We start from the raw sequence: 23,151 nt of genomic DNA on the forward strand, positions 1-23,151 counted from the left end.
AGCACGAATTATGCTAAGCTAATATGTGTTGAACAGCCAAACAATAGAACGCAACCTGACATGACACCTCTCAAGCTCTACACGCTCGGCGGTCTGTCCATCGTTCGCGGTGATCAACCCATTGGCAGCTTCGTCTCGCGCAAAGTTGAAGCGCTGCTGGTCTATTTGGCCCACGAGCGGCGGGAGCATCAACGCGAATGGCTGGCGTCACTGTTATGGGCCGATCTCCCGCAGGAACGCGCGCTGGGCAACCTCCGCACCGCCCTGTCTAATCTGGCAGCGCAGCTCAGCGATTATCTGATCATCACGCGGCAGTCTGTCTCGCTGCGCGCGGATGTTGACGTGTGGGTCGATGCGCTCGTCCTGCTCGACACCCTGAACGCGACCGGCAGCACGCTCAACGCGCCCACAGCGCGCAGTCTCGGCGAAGCGCTCACCCTCTATAAGGGCGACTTCCTCACGGGCTTTCACTTGCGCGACGGCGAAAACTTCGAACGCTGGCGCAGCGCCGAAGCCGAACGCCTGCGCGTCCAAATCCTGCTGGCTTATCAGCGCCTCGTCCAATATGCGCTGGAACGCGGTGATCTGGCGACCGGCATCCCACAGGCACGACGTGCGCTCACACTCGACCCGCTCAACGAGGAGATGCACCGGCAGCTCATTCTGCTGCTCGCGCGCGATGGGCAGCGAGCGGCGGCGCTCGCTCAATACGAGACCTGTGTTCAACTCCTCCACGCTGAACTTGGGCTCGAACCCGAACCCGAAACTATCCGCCTGATCGAGCGCGTGCGGGCTGACGAGCTCGGCCCGGTCGCCGCGGATCAGCCTAAGCTTCATTTGCCCATTGAAGCCACCCCCTTCATTGATCGCCCCGACGAACTACGCCGCATTCACGAGCGGCTCGTCCAGCCCGAGTGCCGCCTGCTGACCATTGTCGGCGCGGGCGGCATGGGCAAAACGCGCCTCGCCCTGCAGGCCGCGGCGGAACTTGCGCCTGACTTCCGCGATGGGGTCTACTTCGTGCCGCTCGCACCGCTGCAAAAAGGCGAGTTTCTTCCCGTAGAGATCGCAAATGCGCTCGGCCTCGCGCTGCAAAGCATTGACGATCCGCTGGCGGAATTGACCGCATACCTCGCCGACCGCGAACTGCTGCTCGTGCTCGACAACTTTGAGCATCTGGTCGACTACGCGGACCGACTTTCGACGCTCCTGCAGCGCGCGCCGCGGGTGCGCCTGCTGGTCACCTCACGCCTCTGGCTCAATCTGACGGTAGAATGGGGTCTGCCCATCGGCGGCATGGCTTACCCGGCGAACTGCGACGACCACGGAGTCGGGTTTGCTGCCGTGGAGCTGTTCGCCGCCTGCGCCCGCCGCGTCGATCCCAGTTTCGCACTGGAACAGGAATGCGCCGCCGTGATCACCATCTGCCAGCGCGTCGACGGCATGCCGCTGTGCATTGAAATTGCGGCGGCGTGGCTGCGCGTGCTGCCCGCGCGCGACATCGTCGAGCAAATCGACCTCAAGTTTCTTACCTCCCCGGCGCGCGGCGTCTCCGAACGCCATCGCAGTGCCGAAGCGGTCTTCGACACTTCGTGGAAGATGCTGAGCACCGCCGAAGCCGCGGCGCTCATGAAGCTGTCCGTCTTCAAAGGCGCATTTGACCGTGAATCCGCCGCGAAGATTGCCGGGGCAGCGCTGCCCATCCTCGCCTCACTGGTCGAAAAATCGCTCATTCGGCGCGCTGAAAACGGTTACTTCAGCCTGCACGAACTGCTGCGCCAGTACGCCTATGATCAACTCCTGCTGACGAGCGGCACGGCGCTGGAAGCACATCAAGCGCATTTAGCCTACTACACGGCACTGACCTCCAACCCGGATTCACGCATTCACGGCAAAATGCAGACGCAGTGGCTGGACCGTTTGGAGAGCGAGCATGACAATCTGCGCACGGCGCTCAGTTGGGCGCTGGAGCTGAACGCGCCCGCCCAGCTCGATCTCGCGCTGCAGCTTGGAGCAGAGATCTGGGAGTTCTGGCTGATGCGCGGGCATATTGCCGAGGGGCGCCAGTGGCTCGATCTGCTGCTGGCGGCAACGCAAGGCACAGTCAGCAAGGCGCGCGGTGCGGCCACCCAAGGCGCGGGGTATCGGGCGTGGATTCAAGGCGACGCCGACCGCGCGGAACAACTGCATCTGGAGGGTGTGAGCATTCGTCGCGCTATCGACGACAAGGCAGGCATGGGCGGATCCTTAAGCAATCTCGGGATCATCGCGTGGAATCGCGGTGACTTTGAGAGTGCGCGCAGCTACTACGAACAAGCCTTAGCCGCGCGTCGCGAAGCCAACTACACGCTCGGTGTAGCCTCCGTCCTCACTAATTTGGCGCTGCTGATGCAGGATCAGGGCCAGTATAGTGAAGCGATCAGCTATGCCGAGGAGGCGTGGACGCTCTTCAAAGAGCTAAACGACCTGCAAGGGATGCTGCATGTGCTCTACAACATGGGCGCCATGCACTTTGACCGCGGGGATCTCGATCAAGCCGTCGCCGTACATTCCCAAGCCCTAAGCCTCGCCCGCGACCTCGGCGATAAGCGGGTGACGGGGGGACTGCTGATGAATTTAGGTGTCGCGCTCATTGATCAAGGCGAGACGGATCAAGCGCGCACAGTGCTCAATGAAAGCCTCGCGTTGATGCAGCAGTTAGGCGACCTACAGCACATCGCTTTAATTAAGCGCGGACTGGCGCTCCTCGCGCTGCGCGAGGGGCATCCCCGTGTGGCACAAGTCTTTATTGAGGAAAGCTTAAGCTACCTCCGCAAATCTCAAGGTGATGTTTATCTTGGGCGGGCGCTCATAACGAAGGGTGAAACGCTGCTGGCGCTCGGTGAACGGGAGCCAGCGCTCAATACCATTCATGAAGCCTTGTCAATCTTAATGAAGATTAAGCAACCTCAACCTATTGCGGATGCGCTCTATTGGCTGGCCTATGCGCTCCTATCCGGAGGCAACCCGCAGCACATCGACCGCTTGCTCAACGCTGCCGATAGCATTGCGGGGCAATTTGACCTCCGCTTCCCTCATCATGCCCCAATTCTGGCGCAAATTCGGCATTTGAGCGGACAGTCTGCCGGGCAAGCGCTCGCCGCGGCCCCTTCATTAGTTGATGACCCCACGCCGCGCAAGCTCACCGGAATTCTGCGCAGTATTGAGATTGTGCTTGGCTCTGGCCTCCAATAATCATCCTCCTTCGCTGCATTTGTGAAAATCCGCATCAACAAATTGGCCTGAACATTAAGAGTCGGCGAGTCTAGTTTCGGTCTTCACTCAAAATTCGCAGTTTTTGCCACGGCGAAACTCCCCGTATCGTTTACCTATTTCACGGAATTGGGCAAATTAAACGAATTTGTGAAACAATTATGAATTTGTTTTTCCTTAACGGAATTTCCAAAGGTCTCACCATACAATGAATTCATAGTTAAGGAAAACGACGTTGAACACCTTCAATCAACGTTCGGCATAGCAGAAAAAAAGGAAACCACACCATGTTCAACAGCAAGTCCGTCAATCGTCTGCACAATGACCAGAGTGGTGCGTCGGCTCTCGAAACCGCCATCATCCTCATCGCCTTCGTCGTCGTCGCGTCCGTCTTCGCCTTCACCATTCTGAGCGCTGGCTCGGCTTCCACCGAACAGAGTGAAGAATCGATTTACGCAGGCCTGTCGAACGTGCAGTCGTCGATGAGCACCAAGGGCGCCATCATCGCCACCTCTAATGCTGCTGGTGACGCAGTTGCTAGCGTCGTCTTCACCCTCGCGCTGGCCTCGGGCGGCGACCCGGTCAATATTGCCGATGGAGCCTCCGGTAACAACGTGATCGTGATCGACTATCGTGACGAACTGCAGGCGGCGTCGAACCTCAGTTGGACGGCGACAAGCGTGGTTGGCGATGACGATGGTCTCCTTGAACCCGACGAACAGTACCAGATCACGGTTGCCTTGGGTACCGCGCCGACCAATGTTATCGCCGGTACGTGGGCAGCCCCGGCTGAAAACATTGAATTCACCCTCCAGGTTAAGCCTCCGACGGGCGCGGTCCTCAACATCAACGCCACGACCCCCGCCGTTCTCGAAGCAGTGATGGAACTCCGCTAATTGACGCGGTGTGGACATAAGCAAGTGTAAGTGCTAGTCAGTACCGGGGTGAAAACGTGCGCAGTCTTCACCCCGGTCTCATGTTAGGCGCAAGATTGCTTCCGGCACCACCCGCAGCAACCAGGTTTTGAAGGAAGAAGGCTCATGAATCTCGAACAGCGTGTGCAGGCGCTCGAAGAAGAAGTACAAATCCTCAAGAACCAGATCCAGGCGACACTGCTGGACATTCAGGAAAGCCTGCTCAGCAATACTTACCCGACCCTCCGCTCGGTGCAGATCGCACTGCCGGTCACGGTCGAGACGCCACGCGAACCCGAGCCTGCTCCGAAAATGGTGACTGCGCCCCTCGTCACACCGCAGCCGATGCCGCAGCAGCCCGTACCACAGCCCATGCCGCAGCCAACCTCACAGCCCGCGCCCGCTCACGCCAAAGTCGTATCAATGCGCGACCTCGAATCTCAGGCATTCCCGGATGAGAGCCCGTACGGCGCAGCACCGCAGTATCAACCGGAAGTCTACGAACCCGCACCGCGCATGAAGCAAACCGGCCGGTTAGTCGAACCCGATTACATGGCCCCGCCGCCTGCCCGTCCTGCTCCCGTCGTCGAAGAACCGCAGGCCGCGCCGCCAACCCGCCGTCGTGGGAAGAAGAACGACAGCGATGAACTGTCGCCGTCGGATTGGGCCGCCCTGACCAAGCTTGAAGACTGGACGCGCCAGCGCGTTGAGGAAATCGGCGCGCCGTCGACCCGCACATTGATCGAACAGTACGCCCGCAAACGCAAGCTCGCACCGGATGTCGCCGATGCGCTTATTCAGTTCATCGCGGCCTTTGAGAGCACCACCTGGGACGAAGAATCACCGAGCCAACCCGACAAGCCGAGCAGCTTCTTGCAGCATTTCATTCAGGAAGCCGCGCCCGAAGTTGATCCGCTCTCCTTCCTGAACGGCGAAACCAATGATAGCAGCGCCCCGTTCGTCTTTGATCCGTCGGTCTGGGGCACCAATGGCAAATCGGCGAACGATGGCTCGCCGACCCGCACCATCAGCGGTGACGCGAACCCGAAGAAGACCCGCCAGCAGCTGATTGGTCGTCTCATCGAAGGTCTCAAGAAGGTCGAGAGCGAGGTCTAGGCTGAAACCTCATGGATAAGACGATCGCCACCGCCCTGCTCATCGTCATCAGTATCATCATGGCCGTCATGCTGTTCAATATCGCTTACCCCGCCATTGTCGATGGCGGCAACGCGATCGGCGACATGGCCAGCCGCGCTGAAGATCAGATGAGAACTCAGGTGAACATCATCCATGCCACCGGTGAACTCGACGGGGCCGGCAATTGGGTCGATACCAACAGCAACAGCACGTTTGATATCTTCGTGTGGGTGAAGAATGTCGGCGATACGCGTATCACCGCGCTGGAACGGATGGATGTGTTCCTGTGGACAGAGAACTACTTCCAGCACCTGCCCTATGGCAGCGGTGGGGGCGCCCCCTACTGGACCTACAGCTTTGAGAATGATGATGACTGGGTGCCGACAGCGACGCTGCGCCTCACCATCAGCTTCTCGGGTCAGCTCGTGGCCGACCGCTACAACATCCGCTTGACGCTGCCGAATGGCATCACTGAAGATACGACGCTGGGGATGTAGCTCATGGAAACGCTGATTGCTGCCATCTTCGTCATCTTTCTTATGGTCTTCGCCGGGTTCAACCTCGCGCAGACCACGATGAGCGCCCAGCAGACGATGCAGGCCGCGGTGGTCGAGATGTACGACCGCCATGATGTGCAGGACGGCACGCAGCTCACCACCGTGGACGCCCACACCACCGATTTCGGCGCCACGATCCTCGTCACGCTGGCGAACACCGGGATGCAGGCTGTCAGCGACTTCGACAAGTGGGATGTAATCGTTCACTATGGCGATGACCTCGCCGGTTACCACATCAACTGGTTGGGAACGGGCAACGTGAACAATGAATGGTCGCCCGGGCCGCTGCAGCTGCATATCGAGAGCGTGACCCCCGCCAGCGAAATCTACAACCGCGACATTCTCGATCCCGGTGAACAAGTCACGCTGACCATTCGCGTTTCGCCCCCGGTGGAAGCCGGCACAGGGATTGTCGTGCGCGTCGCCACGCCGAATGGATCCGGCACAACCAGTATGCTCGCCGCCAACAACCCGCCCGAGGTGGTCGTCCACAGCGGCATTACCCTGGAAACCGGGCAAACCGTCACGATCAGCAGCACCGAGCTGCGCACGACGGATCTCGACGGCGATGATCTGGTCTACAGCATTATCAACTCACCGACGCGTGGCACCCTGAGCTATGCGGTGACCTTCACACAAGCCGACATTGACGCGGGTCTGATCACCTATACCAGCAGCGGCGCGGCCGGTCTCGACAGCTTCAATTTCACAGTGACCGATGGCAAGGATACGATTGCCCTGCCCTTTGGCATCACCATCCTTGAACCGACACCGTCTCCGTGAGCATCGAAAGAGCCAATCATGAGTGACAAAGCAGCAGATGCCAAGAAGCCCGGTCAGACCGGCGAACTGAAGCGCAAAATTCTGTCCTCGGGCAATCCGGAACTCGATTCCAAGATGGGCGGCGGTCTGCCATCCGGCACCCTGCTGCTGATCGAAGGCAGTTCTGGCGCGGGCAAATCGGTGCTGTCACAGCAGATTCTCTGGGGCGCGCTGCAATCGGGTCTGCGCGCGACCGTGTTCACGAGTGAAAACTCGGTGAAGAGCCTGCTCTCGCAGATGGAAAGCATCGACCTCGACGTGATGGATTATCTGCTGCTTGGTCGGCTCCGCGTGCACTCGATGGAATTGGCGCGGCTCGGGGAATCAGCCCCGGTCACACTGCTGGACGCCATGCGGACGTACCTGACGAAGCCCGATCTGATTGTGATCGACTCGTTTACGTCGGCGATTTCGCACGCGAAGTCTGACGTGCAAATCCTCCAGTTCTTTGAATCGTGCAAGCGTCTGTGCGCCTCGGGCATGACCCTGCTGGTCACACTGCATGACAGTATGGTCAACCAAGATCTGCTCAGCGCGCTTCGTTCCATGTGTGACGCGCACGTCATTCTCCGCTCCGAAAAAGACGGCCAGCGCCTGATCAAGACGCTGGAAGTCGTCAAAATTCGCGGCGCGGGCAGCGTGACGGGCGCGATTGTTGGTTTTGACGTTGAACCGGGTTGGGGAATGCGTCTCATCCCCATTAGCAAAGCGCGTGGTTAAACGAACATGGCTCAATCCATCCTTCCTTTCAACATTGGTCCCGATGCCCCGATCCTGCCGCTGGATAAGCTGCTGCCGATGCTGACTCCCGCGCTGCGGGAAGCCTGCGAAGGCTCAACGTTTCTCACCGGCTATCTCCAGCGCATTCCGATCAATGAAATCGGTATCCCGGAATTCTATGTCAAGCCGCCGCGCAGTCTGGGCAACAGCCCGCGCCGCAACTTGATCTACCCGATTCGGGAAGGTCTGTTCGTCCACATTTACCCCGATGCTCTCGGCGGACGCGATCACTACATCTCCATTGAGCCGACCGTCGTCGTGCCCATCGATCACCTCTTGCCGCAGCTTGAGGAAAAACTCGTCATGTGGGCGGAAGAAATTGGGCGGACAGAAGACAAAGAAGCGAAGAAAGAGCTGCTCTACCAACTGATCGACAGCTACTTCACGACGTCCAAGCCGACCAACCCGAAGGCTAAGCAGGACAAGGTGCTGATCTCCCCTGCGGAACGCGAAGCTATCCGCTACCGCGTGCTGCGCGACAAAGTCGGTCTCGGTGTCCTGCAGCCCCTGCTGCTCGACAACTTCATTGAAGATATTAGCTGCAGCGGTGTCGGCCACATCTTCATCGAACACAAAATCTTCCGCAGCGTCGAATCGTCCATCTCGTTTGTCGATCACGACGACGTCGACGAATTCGCCGTGTGGCTTGGCGAGTGGATCAAGAACCCCGTGACCGTGCGTAATCCGCTGGTCGACGCGGTGCTGCCCGATGGTTCGCGTATCAACATCGTGTACGGTCGTGAAATCTCAAAGCGTGGCAGCAACTTTACCATTCGTAAATTCAGCGGCACGCCCACGAGCGTGCTCGAACTGATCGAGTTTGGCAGCCTCAACTACTCGATTGCCTCCTACCTCTCGCTGATGCTGGAAGAAGGCATGAACGTGTTCGTGGTCGGGGCGACGGCGTCAGGGAAAACGACGCTGCTCAATGCCATCAATACCTTCATCAAGCCGGAAGCCAAAATCGTCACCATCGAAGACACGCCGGAAGTCTACGTACCGCATGCCAACTGGGTGCAAGAAGTGACGCGCATGGGCGGCGGCGAGAAAAAAGGCGGCGAAGTCGGCATGTTCGAACTGCTGCGCGCTGCCCTCCGTCAACGTCCCGACCGCATCATCGTCGGCGAAATCCGTGCTATCGAAGCCGTCGTCGCCTTCCAAGCCATGCAAACGGGCCACGGCGTCATGTCGACTTTCCACGCCGCGTCGGTCGAAAAGCTGATTCAACGTCTTACGGGCGATCCCATCAACATCCCCAAGACGTATATCGACAACCTGAACCTCGTGGTCATCCAGTCCGCCGTACGTCTCGCCGATGGTAAGTCAGCGCGCCGCGTGCTCAGCGTCAATGAGATCATCGGCTATGACCCCGGCACCGACAGCTTCTCGTATCTGGAAGCCTTCCGCTGGAACCCGGCGACGGACGTGTTCGAGTTCCCCGGTTATATGAACAGCTATCTGCTGGAGCAAGTGATCGCGATCAAGCGCGGTATCCCGCCGCATCGCCGCAAGGAAATCTACGACGAAGTCAAACGGCGCGCGCGCATCTTCGAAAAGCTGCACAAAGAAAAGGGAGTGACGGACTTTGACAAATTCTTCCAAGTCCTTGCCGAAGCAAGACAGCAAAAGCTTATCTAGCCCGGCAGCCGACACGCCCGCATCCGAGGCCAACAAGACGGTGACGAAGGGGGCAGCTCAGCCCGTTTTCAAGAGCGTCTCGCCGTTCGAACTGTACTACCAGCTCACATTTATGTCGGCGATGGCCTCGGCGGGTCTGACACGCAGTCGTATGTTCCTGGTCGCGGCGACCACTTCATCGCCGGCGGCCACCTACTTCGCGGCGATCAACACGCTCGTGACCGAGTTTCGTTACGATTATCCGGAAGCCTGCCGCCGCATCGGCTCACAGGCCAAGTCGGAAAACATGAAGACGTTCCTGCTGCGCCTGTCGGACACGCTGCGTTCGGGCGAATCAATTCCGGACTATCTCGCGCGGGAAGCCGGTGTGCAGGCGGATGACTACCAGAACGGTTATGAACGCAGCATCGAATCGCTCAAGCAGTGGACGGATGCCTTCTCGTCGATCGTCATCTCAGTCGCGCTCATCGTCATCATTCAGGTGATCACGTCGATGGTCTATTCGACCGACCTGACTACCATGGGCGGCTTGATTCTGACCGGGCTGGTGATGGCCTGTTTCGGCGCGTGGATCATCTTGCGCTCTGTCCCCAAAGAGCAGATGGTCGGCAGCCCGACGAAAGGCTCCGTGGAACAACGGCGCGCATGGAACCTGCTGCGCATGGTCGTACCAGCGATTGTCGTGGTGGCCGTCCTGCTGTATGTGATCGGTGTGGATCTCGGCTACATCCTGATTGCGGCGGGCATTGCCCTGTTCCCCGTCGGATTGATCGCCGCGCGCAGTGACGGCAAGATTCAGAAGAAAGATGTCGAGTTCGCAACCTTCTTGCGTTCTACGGGCGGTATGGCCACGTCGAGCGGTACAACCCTCAAGCAGGCACTGACCAAGATCGACCTGACATCCTTCCCGACGCTCGAAGACGACATCAACCGCCTGAGCAAACGCCTGCAAGCGCTGGTTGAGCCCGAGATTTGCTGGCAAAAGTTCGGCCAGGAGACGGGCAGCAAGCTGATCTCGGACGTCATCGACATCTTCTACGGCGCAGTCAAAATGGGTGGTGAGCCGGAACGCGTGGGTTATCTGTGTTCCCTGTTCACGGCGAAAGCGGTGCAGTTGCGCGCCAAGCGGCGCCTCGTGTCCGGCACGTTTACCGGCTTGACGACCGTGATGCAAGGCGTGGTGGCCGGGCTGATGGTCTTCGTGCTCTCGATTGTGCAGAACTTTGCCGCCCTGATTGCTACCCTGCTGCCCGCTGACACCGATGCCCTGTCCAATCAGGCCTCCATGAGCCTCGGCATGGCGCAGTTCACGGCCTCTGACCTGCAGTTTCTCGCCTCCATTACTGTTTTCATGATTTTGGCGCTGGCGCTGGTGAGTGCGGCGGCGATCATCTTTTGCAGCGGCGGCTATAAAGTCAAAGTCGCGATGTACGCTGGGCTGCTCATTTCGCTCTCCGGCATTGCGCTCGTCCTTGTGCCGCCGGCGGTCGCCAATATGTTGAAGCAGTAAGTACTGCTTCCAGATGGGAACTTTACCATGATGCCTCTGCTTCAAGAACTTGTCGCCCAACCGATCCTTGTCATCATTCTCGCCGCCATTGGCGCCCTGATTTTCGTTGCTTTTGCCGTCGTCGTCTTCACGCAGGTCCGCCAGTCACGGCGGCGCAGCGCCCGGCGCCGCGAACGCCAAATGCAAATTGTGCAGGCGCGGCGCGCGGCTGTCATCACCCCGGATGAGTCTGAAGAAGAACAGCCGGTCGTCGTGATTTCGCGGAATGTGACCGCGCCGCTCGACCCAGCCAAAGTCGAGAAAGCAGCGCCCCCGCCAAAGCCAACTGCGGCACCCACCGCTGCACCAGCCGCGGCGACCAACGCAGCCCCGGCACCAGCCGCAGCGCCCAGTCCCGCACCCGCGACTCCAACCCCCGCGCCCGACGCCGCCGCCCCGGCCACCCCGGAGCAGAGCACCGAACAGAAGCCGGAAGAGGACGCTATGTCGTCGCTGCTGTCGGACGTGTTCGGGGACGAAGAAGCTTCGGATGACCGCGCGAGTCTGCTCAATGTCATCGAGCCAGTCGATATTCACGAACTCGCGGCCCTGACCAAAGAGATCGCCGCGCAATTGGGCATGAATGACGTCTCCGGAGCGAACGCTTAATGGTCAGCGTGGCTGCCGCCATCGTCGGACTGCTGATTGGGGCTGTGATCAATTGGGCGGCGGCCAGTCTACCCCGCTATGCGGGGTACCCGGATCATCCGCTGTCCAGTTTTCGCCTCTACATCCTTCGGGCACCGCGCCGATTGGAAGCGCTCGTCGAAGTGGGGACAGCGCTGGCGTTTGCCCTCATCTGGGCGCAGACGCCGCAGCCGCTGACCGCCGCCGGGTTGAGCGCGGCGTTCGCGCTGCTCCTGCTCATCGCAGTGACTGACTTGCAGCACCAACTGATCCCGAATATCGTCGTTTACCCCCTGCTGATCGCGGTCATTCTGCTGGCCGTGGGTAACAGCCTGATCACCCAGGCCGATCTCCGTCCCACGCTGGTCGGCGGGGTGTTGAGCTTTGGCATTTTCGCCCTCACGCGACGCCTCAAACCGGGCTCACTCGGCGGCGGGGACGTCAAACTTGCCGCGCTGATTGGTTGTGTGTTCGGCTTTCCCCACGTTCTGTGGCCGTTACTCCTCGGCGCGGGCTCCGGTGCACTGGTAGCTGTTTGGCTGCTGCTGACTCGGCGCTCCGCGCGCGGGCTGCGCATTCCTTATGCCCCATTTTTATGTTTTGGTGCGATGATCGCTTTGCTATACAATCCCATTACATGGAATTTGCGTTAGCGAAAGAATTCTGATCAATGCCCAAAGGATCCCAGCAAAGCCCCAAAAACAAGGCCGACTCGCCGCCCCTGCTTGGTGAACCTTCGGCGTCTGATAGTCAACTGGTCGTCAGCGACGATGTCGAGCTGGCACTGGCTGAACTTGATGATGAGGATGATGGCTCAGGTTCGCCCAATCTCGGTCGCATCTTGCTTGGTGTTTTCATCCTGGTGTTGTGTCTGATTCTAGCCGGGTTAGTCATCATCACCTCCACGGTCAAAGATCTCAACGGCCCGCTGCAGGAACAAGCAACCCAACTTGCCGAAACGCTGCAATCAACACCGCCAGATGCCCAGGAAGAGACTAATTTGCGCGCAACGCTGGATGTGGTGCGCACGAATGCCAACAGCCTTGGTAGTCTGCTGAACACGCTCGAACCGAGCTACTTCAACTGGGCCGAGACCATGAACTATCTCGGTCAATATGACCCAAATACCCTCGCCATCGTGGGGATCGCCGAAATGAACGGCGGCATGGTCGTCAATGGACAGGCGAACAGCGAAGAAACGGTGATGGCCTACGTGGACGCGCTGCGGCTCAATCCGCAGTTTTCCCGTGTCATCATTCAGTCGCTAACTCTGCGCACGATCAGTGAGCGCGCCACCAGCGGCGGCGAAACCAGTCAGCGGCAGGTAGTTGAATTCATCATCAACATCAGCATCATTCGAGGCCTCGGATAAGCATGAACCTCAACTTCAACCTTGAAGACCTGCTGAATCGGATCGTCGGGCTGGTGCCGACCCTGTTGGTTGGGCTGCTATTGAGCGGCATCGTCTATTACGGCGCGACGCAGCTCGCCCCGGAAGTACGCATCAATCAGGCGTTGTCGGCGCAGGTCACACAGGCGAGCGAGCAGTTGTTCGAAGAAGCGACCTCGCGCGCCGTCGATTCGCGCGCCTCAATTGCCAGTGTGAACGGGCAGCTTGATATGGTGGCGACGGCCTTGGGCGAGGCGGCCATAACCTTGTGGACCGACAGCCAGATCGACGATATCATCGCCCATCTGTACACCTACGCGGATGAAGCCGAAGTTGCTATCGCCAGCCTCGTCGAGGCCAGCTCCAGTGGCCAGACACGTGGTCGGGGCGAAGTCACGCAGGCCGCCGTCGCCTACAGTGAACGGCGTATGGGTCTCACCGTGACGGGCGATCTGCCAAAGTTGATGAATTTTGTCGCGCGGCTCCGCGAACTGGCCGCCCCCACGGTGAGAATCACGAATGTGAGCTTCAGCGGTGGTAGTCGATCCGGAAATACCACACTCGGTTTCGACCTGACGATCTACACCTCGCCGAGTTCCTCCGGGATCGTGGCGACCATGCTGCCGGATAGGAGCACGCCCACAGCGGTTCCGCCCACGCCAACGCTCACCTTCACGCCTTCGATCACGCCAACCAACACATTCCCGTTCACCCCATCTAATACCCCAACGCAGATGCGCTACATCACCGCGACGCCCGCGCCCACCAACACGCCGACGTCGACGCCAACCATGACGCCGAGTCCGACGCAATCGCCCACGCCAACGCCCACGCTCACCCCCGTGATCGCGCAGTCCACGCAGGATCAGACCGCGCTGATGCAGCAGGTCGACAGCGTGTGTGAGGGCGCCACCCCGACGATCTTCCAAGTCGGCGACATCATCACCGTCGATTTCAACGAACTGGGCGCGCTGCGCATCATGACATGGATCGGCGACAATGGCGCGAGCACGATCACGCAGGCCTATGATGGCGATCAACTCACGCTGCTGGCGGGGCCAGTGTGCGGCGCGTGGGAAGGCCAGCCGATCTGGTACTGGTATGTCGAAACGGAACGGCAAGGGACGCGCGGGTGGGCGGGCGAAGCGCCCGTCAATGGCCGCTGGATGTGCCCGATCGCCATCCCTGAATGCGCGCCGTGATATAAGCGCCCACTAATCGCATCTATAAGCGATTCGGGAGATCTTCCCGCCTGTGTCCCTGCTATAGTAAGCGTCAAACTTACACGCAGAGACACAGGTATCCATGAATATCTTCAGATCAATCTTCGGCGGGCAGAGTGATGACGGCCAGACCAATCGTCCGTCCGTGATGACGGCCGCGCAGGCCAAAGCGCTCCTTGAGGGCGACGACCGCCCGTTTATCCTCGATGTGCGCGAACCCAGCGAATATACGGGTGGGCACATCAACGGCGCCAAGCTGATTCCACTGGGCTCCCTGCAGCAGCAAATGGATCAACTCCCCAAAGACAAACCGATTCTCTGTGTCTGCGCTTCCGGCTCGCGCAGCAGCTCCGCAGCGAACCTGCTGGCGCGCGCGGGTTACACCACGATCAACTTGCGCGGCGGCATGATGGGCTGGCAGATGGCGGGCTTCCCCGTCAAGCGCGGGAAGTAAGCGTCGATGCTTGGACTAGAGGCGGTACTCGGCTTTGTGATCGGTCTGTCGCTCAGTTTGCTCGGCGGCGGCGGTTCCATTCTGACCGTGCCCGCCCTCGTGTACCTGATCGGGCAAACGCCGCAGATGGCCGTCACCACCTCGCTGGCCATCGTTGGCGCAAACAGCATGCTCGGCGCGTTGTTTCATCGCTCACAAGGGACGCTCAACTGGCATGTCGCGCTGATTTTCGGCGGCTCGGGGATGATCGCCGCGTATTTCGCAGCGGGTTTCTCCAAGCAGTTTCCGCCAGAACTCCTGATGGTCGCCTTCGCCTTGCTCATGCTGCTCATTGGTGGCTTACTGATCACGCGCAAATCCGCGCGGGATGACACGCAGGACCAGCGGGATCCGACCATCTGGAAAGTGCTGCTTGGTGGCGCGGGCGTCGGCCTGCTGACCGGCATTCTCGGCGTGGGCGGCGGCTTCCTGATCGTGCCCGCGCTGGTGATGCTGGTTGGCCTGCCCATGCACCACGCGGTCGGCACGTCGCTCGTGGTGATCGCCATGAACAGTGCCGCCGGGTTTCTCGGCCACGCCAGCGACCTCTCGCTCGATCTGTCGCTGATCGTTGTGTTTGTGACGGCGGGCGTCGTCGGCACGCTGACGGGCGCGCGCCTCGGTCAGCGTCTGAATGCGGGCCTGCTGCGGCGGCTGTTTGCGCTGTTTGTCGTCGTGTTGGCGCTGCTGCTCCTCGCCGACAACCTCCCCAAGGTCATTTGACATTCGCTTGCGGCTGGAATCACACGGGCGCACCTAGATGCGCCCGTAAGTCTGATCCTTCAGCCAACCCGCTTCAATGATGTGCGGGGATGGTCACCGTGAGCTGTGTACCGACCGCCAACTCGCTGATTAAGCTCAACTGGCCGCCCAGATGCAGCATCCGTTCGCGAATACCAAGCAGACCATAATGGCCGCGCGCGGCGAATTCGCCTAACTGCTGCGGAATGCGGAAGCCCTGACCATCATCCCAGACCTCAAACGTGACCGAACGAGGGGCATACGTCAGCGTCGCCTTGATCTGCTTGGCATGCGCGTGGCGCTGTGCATTGTAGATCGCTTCCTGCGCGGCGCGGAACACGGCCAATTCCTGATCATGATCCAGCTCATAGCGCTCGCCGACTACTTCGAAATCGATGGCGGGATGCACTTCGCAGAGGTTTTCAATCGCGACGGCTAACCCCAATTCATCCAACACAGTTGGGCGCAAATCGGCGATGAGCTGGCGGAGGTTATCGACGGTGCGAATCACCTGTTGACGCGCCGTCTCAAGATGCTGCGCCGCAGCGCTGACCGGCGCGGGCTGCGCCGCGCGTTCCAAAGTGTGCGCGACAAACACCAGCGACTGAATCGTGTCGTCGTGGATTTCCCGGGCGATCCGCATCCGCTCGTGTTCCTGACTCTCCGTCAGCGCGTTGCGGAACGCGACTTCGCGCTCCTGCGCCAGCCTGATCTGCTCGGCCATGTACTGGAGCGAACGGCGAAGCTGTTCAACTTCGCGCATACCGCTGCTCGGCTCATCAAAGGCCGGAATGTTGCCCTGCATGATCCCGTTCGCCTGTTTTGCCAAGCGGCGCAGCGGCAGCACAATGCGCCAGACGATCCACGCCATGCTGATGATGAAACCAAAGAGCGCCAGCAGCACACACCAATGCAGCAGGCCGTCGAACTGAATAATGTGTCCGAGATGCATCAGGGCTTCGCTCATTCGATTACCTCGTCATTCTGATGGATGATGCCTAGGGTCAGCGCGCGCAGCACCATTTCGGTGCGGTTGGTCACATCGAGTTTTTGATAGATCGCCTGCAAATGCACTTGGACGGTGCGATCTGATATGTTCAGGTGCACGCCGATTTGCTTATTCGTCCAGCCACGCGCCGCGCACACCAGCACTTCAAGTTCGCGCTCAGTCAGCGGGGAGGCCGATTCGGGCTGCGGCACGGTCATCGCCCCGTCGCGCGGCGCCGCGATCACCGTTTGGATCACCTTGAGCAGCTCGGAAAATTCGGACGTTTTGAGGACAAATCCGTCCGCGCCCGCCTCACTGAACGCCCGTTGATAGGCTTTCTCGTTATAAGCTGTGAGAGCGACGACCCGGACATCCGGCAGCGCCCGGCGAATGCGCCGCGTCGCTTCAATACCGCTCATTTCGGGCAGGTGCACATCCATTATGATGAGATCCGGCTGCAAATCGGTCGCGAGTTGGACCGCTTCAGCGCCGCTGCTGGCTTCGCCCACAACTTCAAAATTCGCGCCTTCCAGGAAAGCACGAATACTCTGTCTCACCAGCACATGGTCTTCTACGAGGAGCAACCGAGTCATGATATTCTACTCACGTACGCACAGCGGCAACTGAGTATCACTCATCCGCCACTCATCTACCATACGTCATTTAGCGTATACCAATCTGCTCCCGCTGTCATTCTGCCAAACGTCCATATTGTCGCAGGACATCTCGCACCTGTTCATGGGGCAGCGCCGGGACAGTGTACCCATTGATGCCGACCATCGTCGGTGCGGCGACTAACGCGTTCACAATCGCTTCCTCGGTCGCTTCAATGGTCGCTTCGAACAGCGGATTCATCACGTCGTTGGGCAGCATGGCGAGCTGAGTCACCCCGCGCCCACGCGCCGCTTCCGGGTTCGCCGTCGAGAACGCGACGAAGATATCACCGGACGTGTGTCCCGCAATCCCGCCGAGGAGCGCCAACCCCATGGGGATGCGCCGCGTGAGCCGCTTGAGCTGATGCGGCAGCAGCGGCGCGTCGGTCGCCAGCACGATGATGATCGAACCGGAGCCGGGTGGCAGCGATCCGGCGTGCTTGGGCAGTGGCACATCCGGCAGATGCCGCCCGACCGGAACGCCCGCAATCGTGAGATGATCGCGCCGCCCATAGTTCGCCTGCACGAGGATGCCGAGCGTATAGTCGCCGTGGTCGGTATGCACCAACCGCGACGACGTCCCGATCCCACCTTTGAACTGGTGGCAGATCATCCCGGTACCGCCGCCGACCGCGCCTTCCGCGACCGCGCCGCTCGCCGCGCTTTCCAGTGCGCTGACCACATGCTCCGCCTTGACATGAAAGCCGTTGATGTCGTTGAGCATACCGTCATACGTCTCCGCGACGATGGGCAGGCTCCAGTAGGCCATATCACCTTTGCTGGGATCGCGCGCGATCTGCCACGCGATGATTGCATCGCGCACGGTGCCGACGCTGTGGGTATTGGTCAGGCCGATTGGGCCTTCGAGGAACCCGGATTCCTCGATCCACGTCGTGCCGGTCATTTCCCCGTTGCCGTTCAGACTATACCAAGCGGCGAACACGGGTTCGTCCTGCTGGCCTCGGGGGCGGATTACGGTAACGCCCGTGCGCACTGGTCCCTGCCCAACGACCAGCGCCCCATCCCCGCTGATGAGCGTCGTGTGCCCTACGGATACACCCGCCACATCGGTGATGGCGTTGTGCGCGCCGGGCTGGCCACGAAATGGTATCTGCAAATCACGCGCGCGAATTGGCATGGCAATGTCCTTTGCGATGGAATAACGAAACTTAACCGAGCCTAAGGTAGCACAAATCAGTGTTAGGGGAAACACCGGCCAGCCACGCAAAATTGTTGCGTCATTCGCAACAAGCGCAGCATTAAGGGTAGCCGGATTCTGGGAATATCTATGCATTCGTATTCATCGTTTAAATAGGGTTATACGGGGTGCTGAGGGAAGAATTTTTACCTTAATTTTTTGCAAATGTTGCAGTTGCATGACATACTGATTCTGAACACGGCTCTTTGCGTGTTCAATCAGTGCCCAAATATTGTGAAAGGTCCAAAATGAGGAAAGCATTTTTAGTTCTACTGTTGCTGGTGCTCGTCGCTGGCGTGCTGCCGGTCGCCGCGCAGGATGCGCCAGCCATTGATTGCATCACCGACGAAGAAGCGACGGTCATCGTCTCGACCGGTTCGGTCGGGATCGAAGTCGACCTCGCGCAGCGTTCCGCGGACGAATTCATGGCGGCGTGCCCGAACATCACCGTCGAAATTCGCCCCCTCCCCTCGTCGGCCACCGACATTCTCGGTTTCTACCTCCAGCAGTTTGAAGCGCAGAGCTCGGAAATCGACGTCTTCCAGTTCGACGTCATTTGGCCGGGTATCCTCGCCGAGCACATGCTCAATATGTACGACTACATCAGCGAAGAAGCGCTCGCGGACTACTTCCCGGCGATCGTCGCCAACAACACCGTTGACGGCAGCCTGACGGGTATCCCGTGGTTCAACGACGCGCCGATGCTGTACTACCGCACCGACCTGCTCGAAGAATACGGCGTCGCCGTTCCCACCACGTGGGAAGAACTCGCCGTCGCCGCGCAGACCATTCAGGATGGCGAACGCGCCAAGGGCAACAGTGAATTCTGGGGTTACGTGTGGCAGGGCAACGCCTACGAAGGTCTGACTTGCGATGCGCTCGAATGGATTTACTCGGAAGCTGGCAGCACCGTCATCAGCCCCGAAGGCGAAATCACGGTCAATGATCCTGCCGTGGCAGCCGCGCTTGACCGCGCCGCGACGTGGGTTGGCACGATCAGCCCCGAAGGCGTGACCGGCTATCAAGAAGAAGATGCTCGTGCCACGTGGCAGACGGGCAACGCCGCGTTCATGCGCAACTGGCCGTATGCCTACGCGCTGAGCAACGGTGAAGACAGCGCCGTCGCCGGCAACTTTGGCGTCGCGCTGCTGCCGCAGGGTGCCGCTGGCCTGAGCGCCGCGACCCAGGGTGGTTGGCAGTTGGGTGTCTCCCGCTATGCGGAAAATCCGGAAGCGGCCGCCGCCGTGGCGATCTACTTCGCCAGCCCGACCGTCCAGAAATATCGCGCGCTGGAATCGTACCTGCCGACCGCGATGTCGCTGTACAGCGATGCGGAACTGCTCGAAGCGAATCCCTTCTTCGCCGACCTGTTCCCGGTGCTCTCTAACACGGTGACCCGTCCCTCGACGGTGACCGCTGCCCGCTACAACGAAGTCTCGACCGCGTTCTTCACCGCCGTTCACAGCGTCCTCACGGGTGAACAGGATGGCGCGACCGCGATGGAACTGCTGGAACTCGATCTGCAAACGATCCTCGGCCAGTAATAAAGTTTAGAGGGAGGTAGTCTCACCGTTTCCGGGAGGCTACCTCCCTTTTTTTAATTGTTTGGGGGTTAAAAATAGCGGTGATTAGGACAGCTGCACGACCTAATGATCTTCCGGCTAGCTACGGATTCGGCGTCACGGCTATCGCCATTCTTCTGCTGGTCCTTGCACTGGGGACGACGGCGTTTTACGTCCAGTCCATCGCTCTCATACCTGAAGTTCAGCTTGGGCTGAACGGCGAAATCAGCCTCGTACTGGCCGTGCTCAACAATGTCGGCATCATTTTGCCCCTGCTGGTGATTGGCCTAAGCTTGTTCCTGATCGTCACGGCGATCCAGATGCTGCGCGGGAACGCCGATGCCGTGCGCTGGGCGGGAACAATCGTCTTCTGGATCACCGTCGGCGCGATCATCCTTGCGATCTTCCTGTTCTTCCAGCAGTCGGCGGCCAATGATCTGACCGGGCTGCCCGCAGACTATGGACGCGGACTCAGCGCCGCCCTCGTCCCGCTCCTGTTGGCACTGCCTACGGGCGCGGCGAGCTGGTGGATGTCGCAAAACTCCATGCTCATCAATCGCAATCAGTCGCTCACCAGTCGCAATGCGCGCATGGCGTGGAATTTACTCATTCCGACCATCGCCATTCTGATCATTGTCGCCGCGCGTCCGCTGGAAAAAACGTTCATCACCAGTCTGACCGACAAGCGTTTCGGCAGTTCTGATCCAGTAAGTTTTGTCGGGCTGCAAAACTATACGCAGCTCCTGAGTTTCCGCATCGACACGGTCGAATGCCGCCGCGCCGATGACGGCACGTGTGCGCTGGACGGCGACGGTAATGTACGCTGGGAATTGATCGCGCGTGACCTGCTGCAAGCGGGTTACCGCCCATTTGCCAATATCCCCATTGGTGGCGACCGCTCGCTGGCACTCAGCGGCACAGACAGTGAGTTTCTCACCGGCATCGGCAACACGCTCTATTTCACGGTCATCTCCGTCACACTGGAACTTGTGTTGGGTCTGTTCATCGCGATGGTGGTCAATTCCAACTTCAAGGGCCGCGGCCTGATGCGCGCCGTGATGCTCGTCCCGTGGGCGATTCCGACCGTGATCTCTGCCCGGTTATGGGAATTGATGTTCCGCGACAACCAGTCGGGTATCATCAACAAAATCTTGCTGGATCTGGGCGCGATTCCGCAGTCGCAGTCGTGGCTGACCAACAGCAGCCTGCAGTTGAACGCCATTGTTATGGTCGATGTGTGGAAGACGACGCCGTTCATGGCGCTGCTGCTGCTCGCGGGCTTGCAGCTCATCCCCGCTGACCTCTACGAAGCGGCTTCCGTGGATGGTGCGGCACGCTGGCGGCAGTTCACCTCTATCACCCTTCCGCTTCTCCGCCCGGTGATCGGCATTGCGCTCATCTTCCGCACACTCGACGCACTGCGCGTCTTCGACGTGTTCAACGTGCTGCTCGGTCGGCAGCGTCTGTCGATGGCGACTTACAACTATGAAGTCCTGATTCAGGAACAACAGGCGGGCTATGCCTCGTCGGTTTCGGTGATCATCTTTGTGCTGATCTCCGTCTTCACCTTCCTGTACATTCGCAGCGTGAGGATTGAAGCCCAATGACCTCAGAAAACAATCTCTCCAAGCTTCTAGGCCGCGTGGGCTTCTACCTGATCATTCTGGTGATCCTCGTCTTCACCCTGTTTCCGTTCTACTGGGCGATCAATTCGTCGTTCAAAGGTGAGCAGGAACTGTTCCAGCCCGCCTCATACTTCCCGCAGAGCTTCACGACGATCAATTATCAGAGTGTGCTCAACAACGGCAATTTCATGCGGGCGCTGTTCAATTCGGCGTGGGTATCCGGGGTGACGGTGCTGCTCTCGCTGGTCGTCGGCGCATTCGCCGCCTATGCACTCGGTCGCCTGGAGTTCAAAGGGCGCACGGCGATGATGTACGTCGTGTTGGCGATGACGATGTTCCCGCAAATCTCGATCCTGTCGGGCTTGTTCACCATCATCACCGATGTCGGCCTGTACGGGTCGCCGCTGTCACTGATTCTCGCCTACCCGATTTTCACCCTGCCGTTCACCGTGTGGGTGCTGACCTCGTTCTTCAAGGGTCTCCCCGATGAAATTGAGCAGGCCGCGCTGGTGGATGGCGCGACGAGCTTCCAGACGTTCTACATGATCATGCTGCCGCTGACCGCTCCGGCGCTGGTGACCACCGGGCTGCTCGCCTTCATTTCCGCGTGGAATGAGTACCTGTATGCGCTCACCTTCACGCTGACGACCCCGGCCTCACAGACCGTTCCCGTCGCCATTGCCCAGTTCAACGGCACGGTCATGCGGCAGGAGCCGATTGCCGAAGTCATGGCGGCGGCCATGTTCGTCACCCTGCCGCTGTTGGTGCTGGTCATTGTGTTCCAAAAGCGCATCGTCGCCGGGTTGACGGCGGGTGCCGTCAAGGGCTAAAGGCATGCCAATACGCTTCCCAGCGGGGCGGGGGGGCAATTGGGGACAGTGCGCCCCCCCCCCCCCCCCCCCCCCGGGGGGGGGGGGGGAGAGAGAGGGGGGGGGGGGGGGGAGGGCATGCCCCGTCCTCTTTGGCGATTACTAAGGCGCTCATTGGCGTACCCTTGCACTGGCGCAGCAGGAAGCGCAGCGCCTCTGGCAGCCGCCGCGCCCAGGCGGCTTCGCGATGCAACGCGCCTTCCTCCTCGACGTACATGAGGTTATGTCCGTCCGTGTACCTGCCCGCCACCAGCGCATCCCGCAAGGCGCGCACGCCGTCACAATAGGCGGCGTCGGTTTGCTCCGGCGGGATCTGCGTCCAATTGAGCAGGGTCTCGCCCTCTTTTGTGCCCACATCGAGATACACGCGTCCGTGCCCGGTCGCGCGCTCACGGGCAGTACGCAGGAGAGCGTTTTCGCCAAACCAGTAGGCTGTGCTGAACGCGCCGCACAGACCAAAGACCTGCGGATACCTCAGGAACCCGTATAAGCTGATTAGTCCGCCCATCGATGATCCGGCAATGCCGGTCGCTGCTGTTTCGGGGCGGGTGCGAAAGTCGTGATCAATGAGCGGCTTAATCGTCTCTATAATGAAGCGCATGTAAAAGTCACCCTGCCCGACCATCCGCGCGCCGAATAAATCATAATCGTACGGCGAGTATTCGACCCCCCGTTTCTCTTTCATATTCGGCAAGCCCACGATGATCGCTTCGTACCGAGGATCTTCGAGTGCCAGCGTCGTGACGGTTTCGTCAACCTGCCATTCGCCGGAATAGCTGGTGAAGCGGTCAAACAGATTCAGGCCATCGTGCATGTAGATCACGGGATAGCGCCGCGCGGACGCTGCGTAGGTCGGCGGTAGCCACACGAACACGTCACGTTGATTATTCAACTGCGGGCTGTGCACATCCCGCGCCACACGCAAATCGCCAGTTACCGTGTGCTCCGCAACCTGATCGGTATAGCGTTTCCAGAGCGCCATCGACTTCATCCCCATTTTCACTATCCTGAGCGGGTAGAGCCTACCGCACCCCGCGGCGACGAGCAAAAGCGTGGGAAATCCAGACAAATCTATACGCCGTGTCGCATATATTACTCTTAAGATTGTATTGAGAGCATATTTACGAAGCTCA

Annotated in this window: 21 protein-coding genes; 17 read left to right on the forward strand and 4 right to left on the reverse strand. The window is 59.7% G+C overall.

The annotated features are described in order from the left end of the window. Positions 1-60: 60 nt before the first annotated feature. From IPK17_RS26850 to IPK17_RS26915, 14 genes are all read left to right on the forward strand, one after another. On the forward strand, positions 61-3,234 hold the full coding sequence (locus tag IPK17_RS26850) for an AfsR/SARP family transcriptional regulator (protein WP_343420769.1): 3,174 nt from the start codon (positions 61-63) through the stop codon (positions 3,232-3,234). A gap of 305 nt (positions 3,235-3,539) precedes the next feature. Continuing rightward, positions 3,540-4,148, forward strand: coding sequence for a flagellin (locus tag IPK17_RS26855; RefSeq protein WP_343420770.1), 609 nt, complete (start codon positions 3,540-3,542; stop codon positions 4,146-4,148). Positions 4,149-4,292: 144 nt separating this feature from the next. Beyond that, entirely contained in the window at positions 4,293-5,282 is a 990-nt protein-coding gene (locus IPK17_RS26860; protein WP_343420771.1) for a hypothetical protein, read from the forward strand. Positions 5,283-5,293: 11 nt separating this feature from the next. Next, the gene (locus IPK17_RS26865) at positions 5,294-5,800 is read left to right on the forward strand and encodes a hypothetical protein (RefSeq protein WP_343420772.1); all 507 of its coding nucleotides are present in this window, start codon (positions 5,294-5,296) and stop codon (positions 5,798-5,800) included. A 3-nt stretch (positions 5,801-5,803) separates the two neighbouring features. Further along, positions 5,804-6,643, forward strand: a complete 840-nt coding sequence (locus IPK17_RS26870; protein WP_343420773.1) for a cadherin-like domain-containing protein — start codon at positions 5,804-5,806, stop codon at positions 6,641-6,643. Between the two features lie 18 nt (positions 6,644-6,661). Further along, the gene (locus IPK17_RS26875) at positions 6,662-7,402 is read left to right on the forward strand and encodes a DUF7125 family protein (RefSeq protein ID WP_343420774.1); all 741 of its coding nucleotides are present in this window, start codon (positions 6,662-6,664) and stop codon (positions 7,400-7,402) included. Positions 7,403-7,408: 6 nt separating this feature from the next. Further along, positions 7,409-9,100: an archaellum flagellar ATPase motor FlaI gene (gene flaI / locus IPK17_RS26880; protein WP_343420775.1), complete on the forward strand. Its 1,692-nt coding sequence runs from the start codon at positions 7,409-7,411 to the stop codon at positions 9,098-9,100. Between the two features lie 40 nt (positions 9,101-9,140). Continuing rightward, positions 9,141-10,610, forward strand: coding sequence for a type II secretion system F family protein (locus IPK17_RS26885; protein WP_343420776.1), 1,470 nt, complete (start codon positions 9,141-9,143; stop codon positions 10,608-10,610). 27 nt (positions 10,611-10,637) lie between these two features. After that, a complete protein-coding gene (locus tag IPK17_RS26890; protein WP_343420777.1) occupies positions 10,638-11,258 on the forward strand; it encodes a hypothetical protein in 621 nt (206 codons plus the stop codon). Continuing rightward, a complete protein-coding gene (locus IPK17_RS26895; protein ID WP_343420778.1) occupies positions 11,258-11,929 on the forward strand; it encodes a prepilin peptidase in 672 nt (223 codons plus the stop codon). Before IPK17_RS26890 ends, IPK17_RS26895 begins: the two co-directional genes overlap by 1 nt. A gap of 17 nt (positions 11,930-11,946) precedes the next feature. Further along, on the forward strand, positions 11,947-12,648 hold the full coding sequence (locus IPK17_RS26900) for a PilN domain-containing protein (protein ID WP_343420779.1): 702 nt from the start codon (positions 11,947-11,949) through the stop codon (positions 12,646-12,648). A gap of 2 nt (positions 12,649-12,650) precedes the next feature. Then, positions 12,651-13,868: a hypothetical protein gene (locus IPK17_RS26905; RefSeq protein WP_343420780.1), complete on the forward strand. Its 1,218-nt coding sequence runs from the start codon at positions 12,651-12,653 to the stop codon at positions 13,866-13,868. A 103-nt stretch (positions 13,869-13,971) separates the two neighbouring features. Next, on the forward strand, positions 13,972-14,343 hold the full coding sequence (locus IPK17_RS26910; RefSeq protein ID WP_343420781.1) for a rhodanese-like domain-containing protein: 372 nt from the start codon (positions 13,972-13,974) through the stop codon (positions 14,341-14,343). 6 nt (positions 14,344-14,349) lie between these two features. Next, positions 14,350-15,105 (forward strand): sulfite exporter TauE/SafE family protein, encoded by a 756-nt coding sequence (locus tag IPK17_RS26915; protein ID WP_343420782.1) that lies wholly within the window; start codon positions 14,350-14,352, stop codon positions 15,103-15,105. A 73-nt stretch (positions 15,106-15,178) separates the two neighbouring features. On the opposite strand, the gene IPK17_RS26920 is transcribed toward IPK17_RS26915, so the two are convergent. From IPK17_RS26920 to IPK17_RS26930, 3 genes are all read right to left on the reverse strand, one after another. After that, on the reverse strand, positions 15,179-16,090 hold the full coding sequence (locus tag IPK17_RS26920) for a sensor histidine kinase (RefSeq protein ID WP_343420783.1): 912 nt from the start codon (positions 16,088-16,090) through the stop codon (positions 15,179-15,181). Continuing rightward, the gene (locus IPK17_RS26925) at positions 16,087-16,704 is read right to left on the reverse strand and encodes a response regulator transcription factor (RefSeq protein WP_343420784.1); all 618 of its coding nucleotides are present in this window, start codon (positions 16,702-16,704) and stop codon (positions 16,087-16,089) included. The genes IPK17_RS26920 and IPK17_RS26925 overlap by 4 nt, the downstream gene beginning before the upstream one ends. A 97-nt stretch (positions 16,705-16,801) precedes the next feature. Next, positions 16,802-17,902 carry a DmpA family aminopeptidase gene (locus IPK17_RS26930; RefSeq protein ID WP_343420785.1) on the reverse strand — a complete coding sequence of 367 codons (1,101 nt, stop codon included), beginning with the start codon at positions 17,900-17,902 and terminating at the stop codon, positions 16,802-16,804. Between the two features lie 308 nt (positions 17,903-18,210). On the opposite strand from IPK17_RS26930, the gene IPK17_RS26935 reads away from it, so the two are divergent. From IPK17_RS26935 to IPK17_RS26945, 3 genes are all read left to right on the forward strand, one after another. Continuing rightward, a complete protein-coding gene (locus tag IPK17_RS26935; RefSeq protein ID WP_343420786.1) occupies positions 18,211-19,506 on the forward strand; it encodes an ABC transporter substrate-binding protein in 1,296 nt (431 codons plus the stop codon). Positions 19,507-19,586: 80 nt separating this feature from the next. Further along, positions 19,587-21,131, forward strand: a complete 1,545-nt coding sequence (locus IPK17_RS26940; protein WP_343420787.1) for a carbohydrate ABC transporter permease — start codon at positions 19,587-19,589, stop codon at positions 21,129-21,131. Next, on the forward strand, positions 21,128-21,979 hold the full coding sequence (locus tag IPK17_RS26945) for a carbohydrate ABC transporter permease (RefSeq protein ID WP_343420788.1): 852 nt from the start codon (positions 21,128-21,130) through the stop codon (positions 21,977-21,979). The genes IPK17_RS26940 and IPK17_RS26945 overlap by 4 nt, the downstream gene beginning before the upstream one ends. Here IPK17_RS26945 and IPK17_RS26950 read toward each other — a convergent pair. Next, complete coding sequence (locus tag IPK17_RS26950; protein WP_343420789.1) at positions 21,969-23,000, reverse strand: alpha/beta hydrolase; 1,032 nt, start codon at positions 22,998-23,000, stop codon at positions 21,969-21,971. The genes IPK17_RS26945 and IPK17_RS26950 overlap by 11 nt on opposite strands. Between the last annotated feature and the right edge of the window lie 151 nt (positions 23,001-23,151).

Source organism: Candidatus Flexifilum breve, assembly GCF_016713355.1.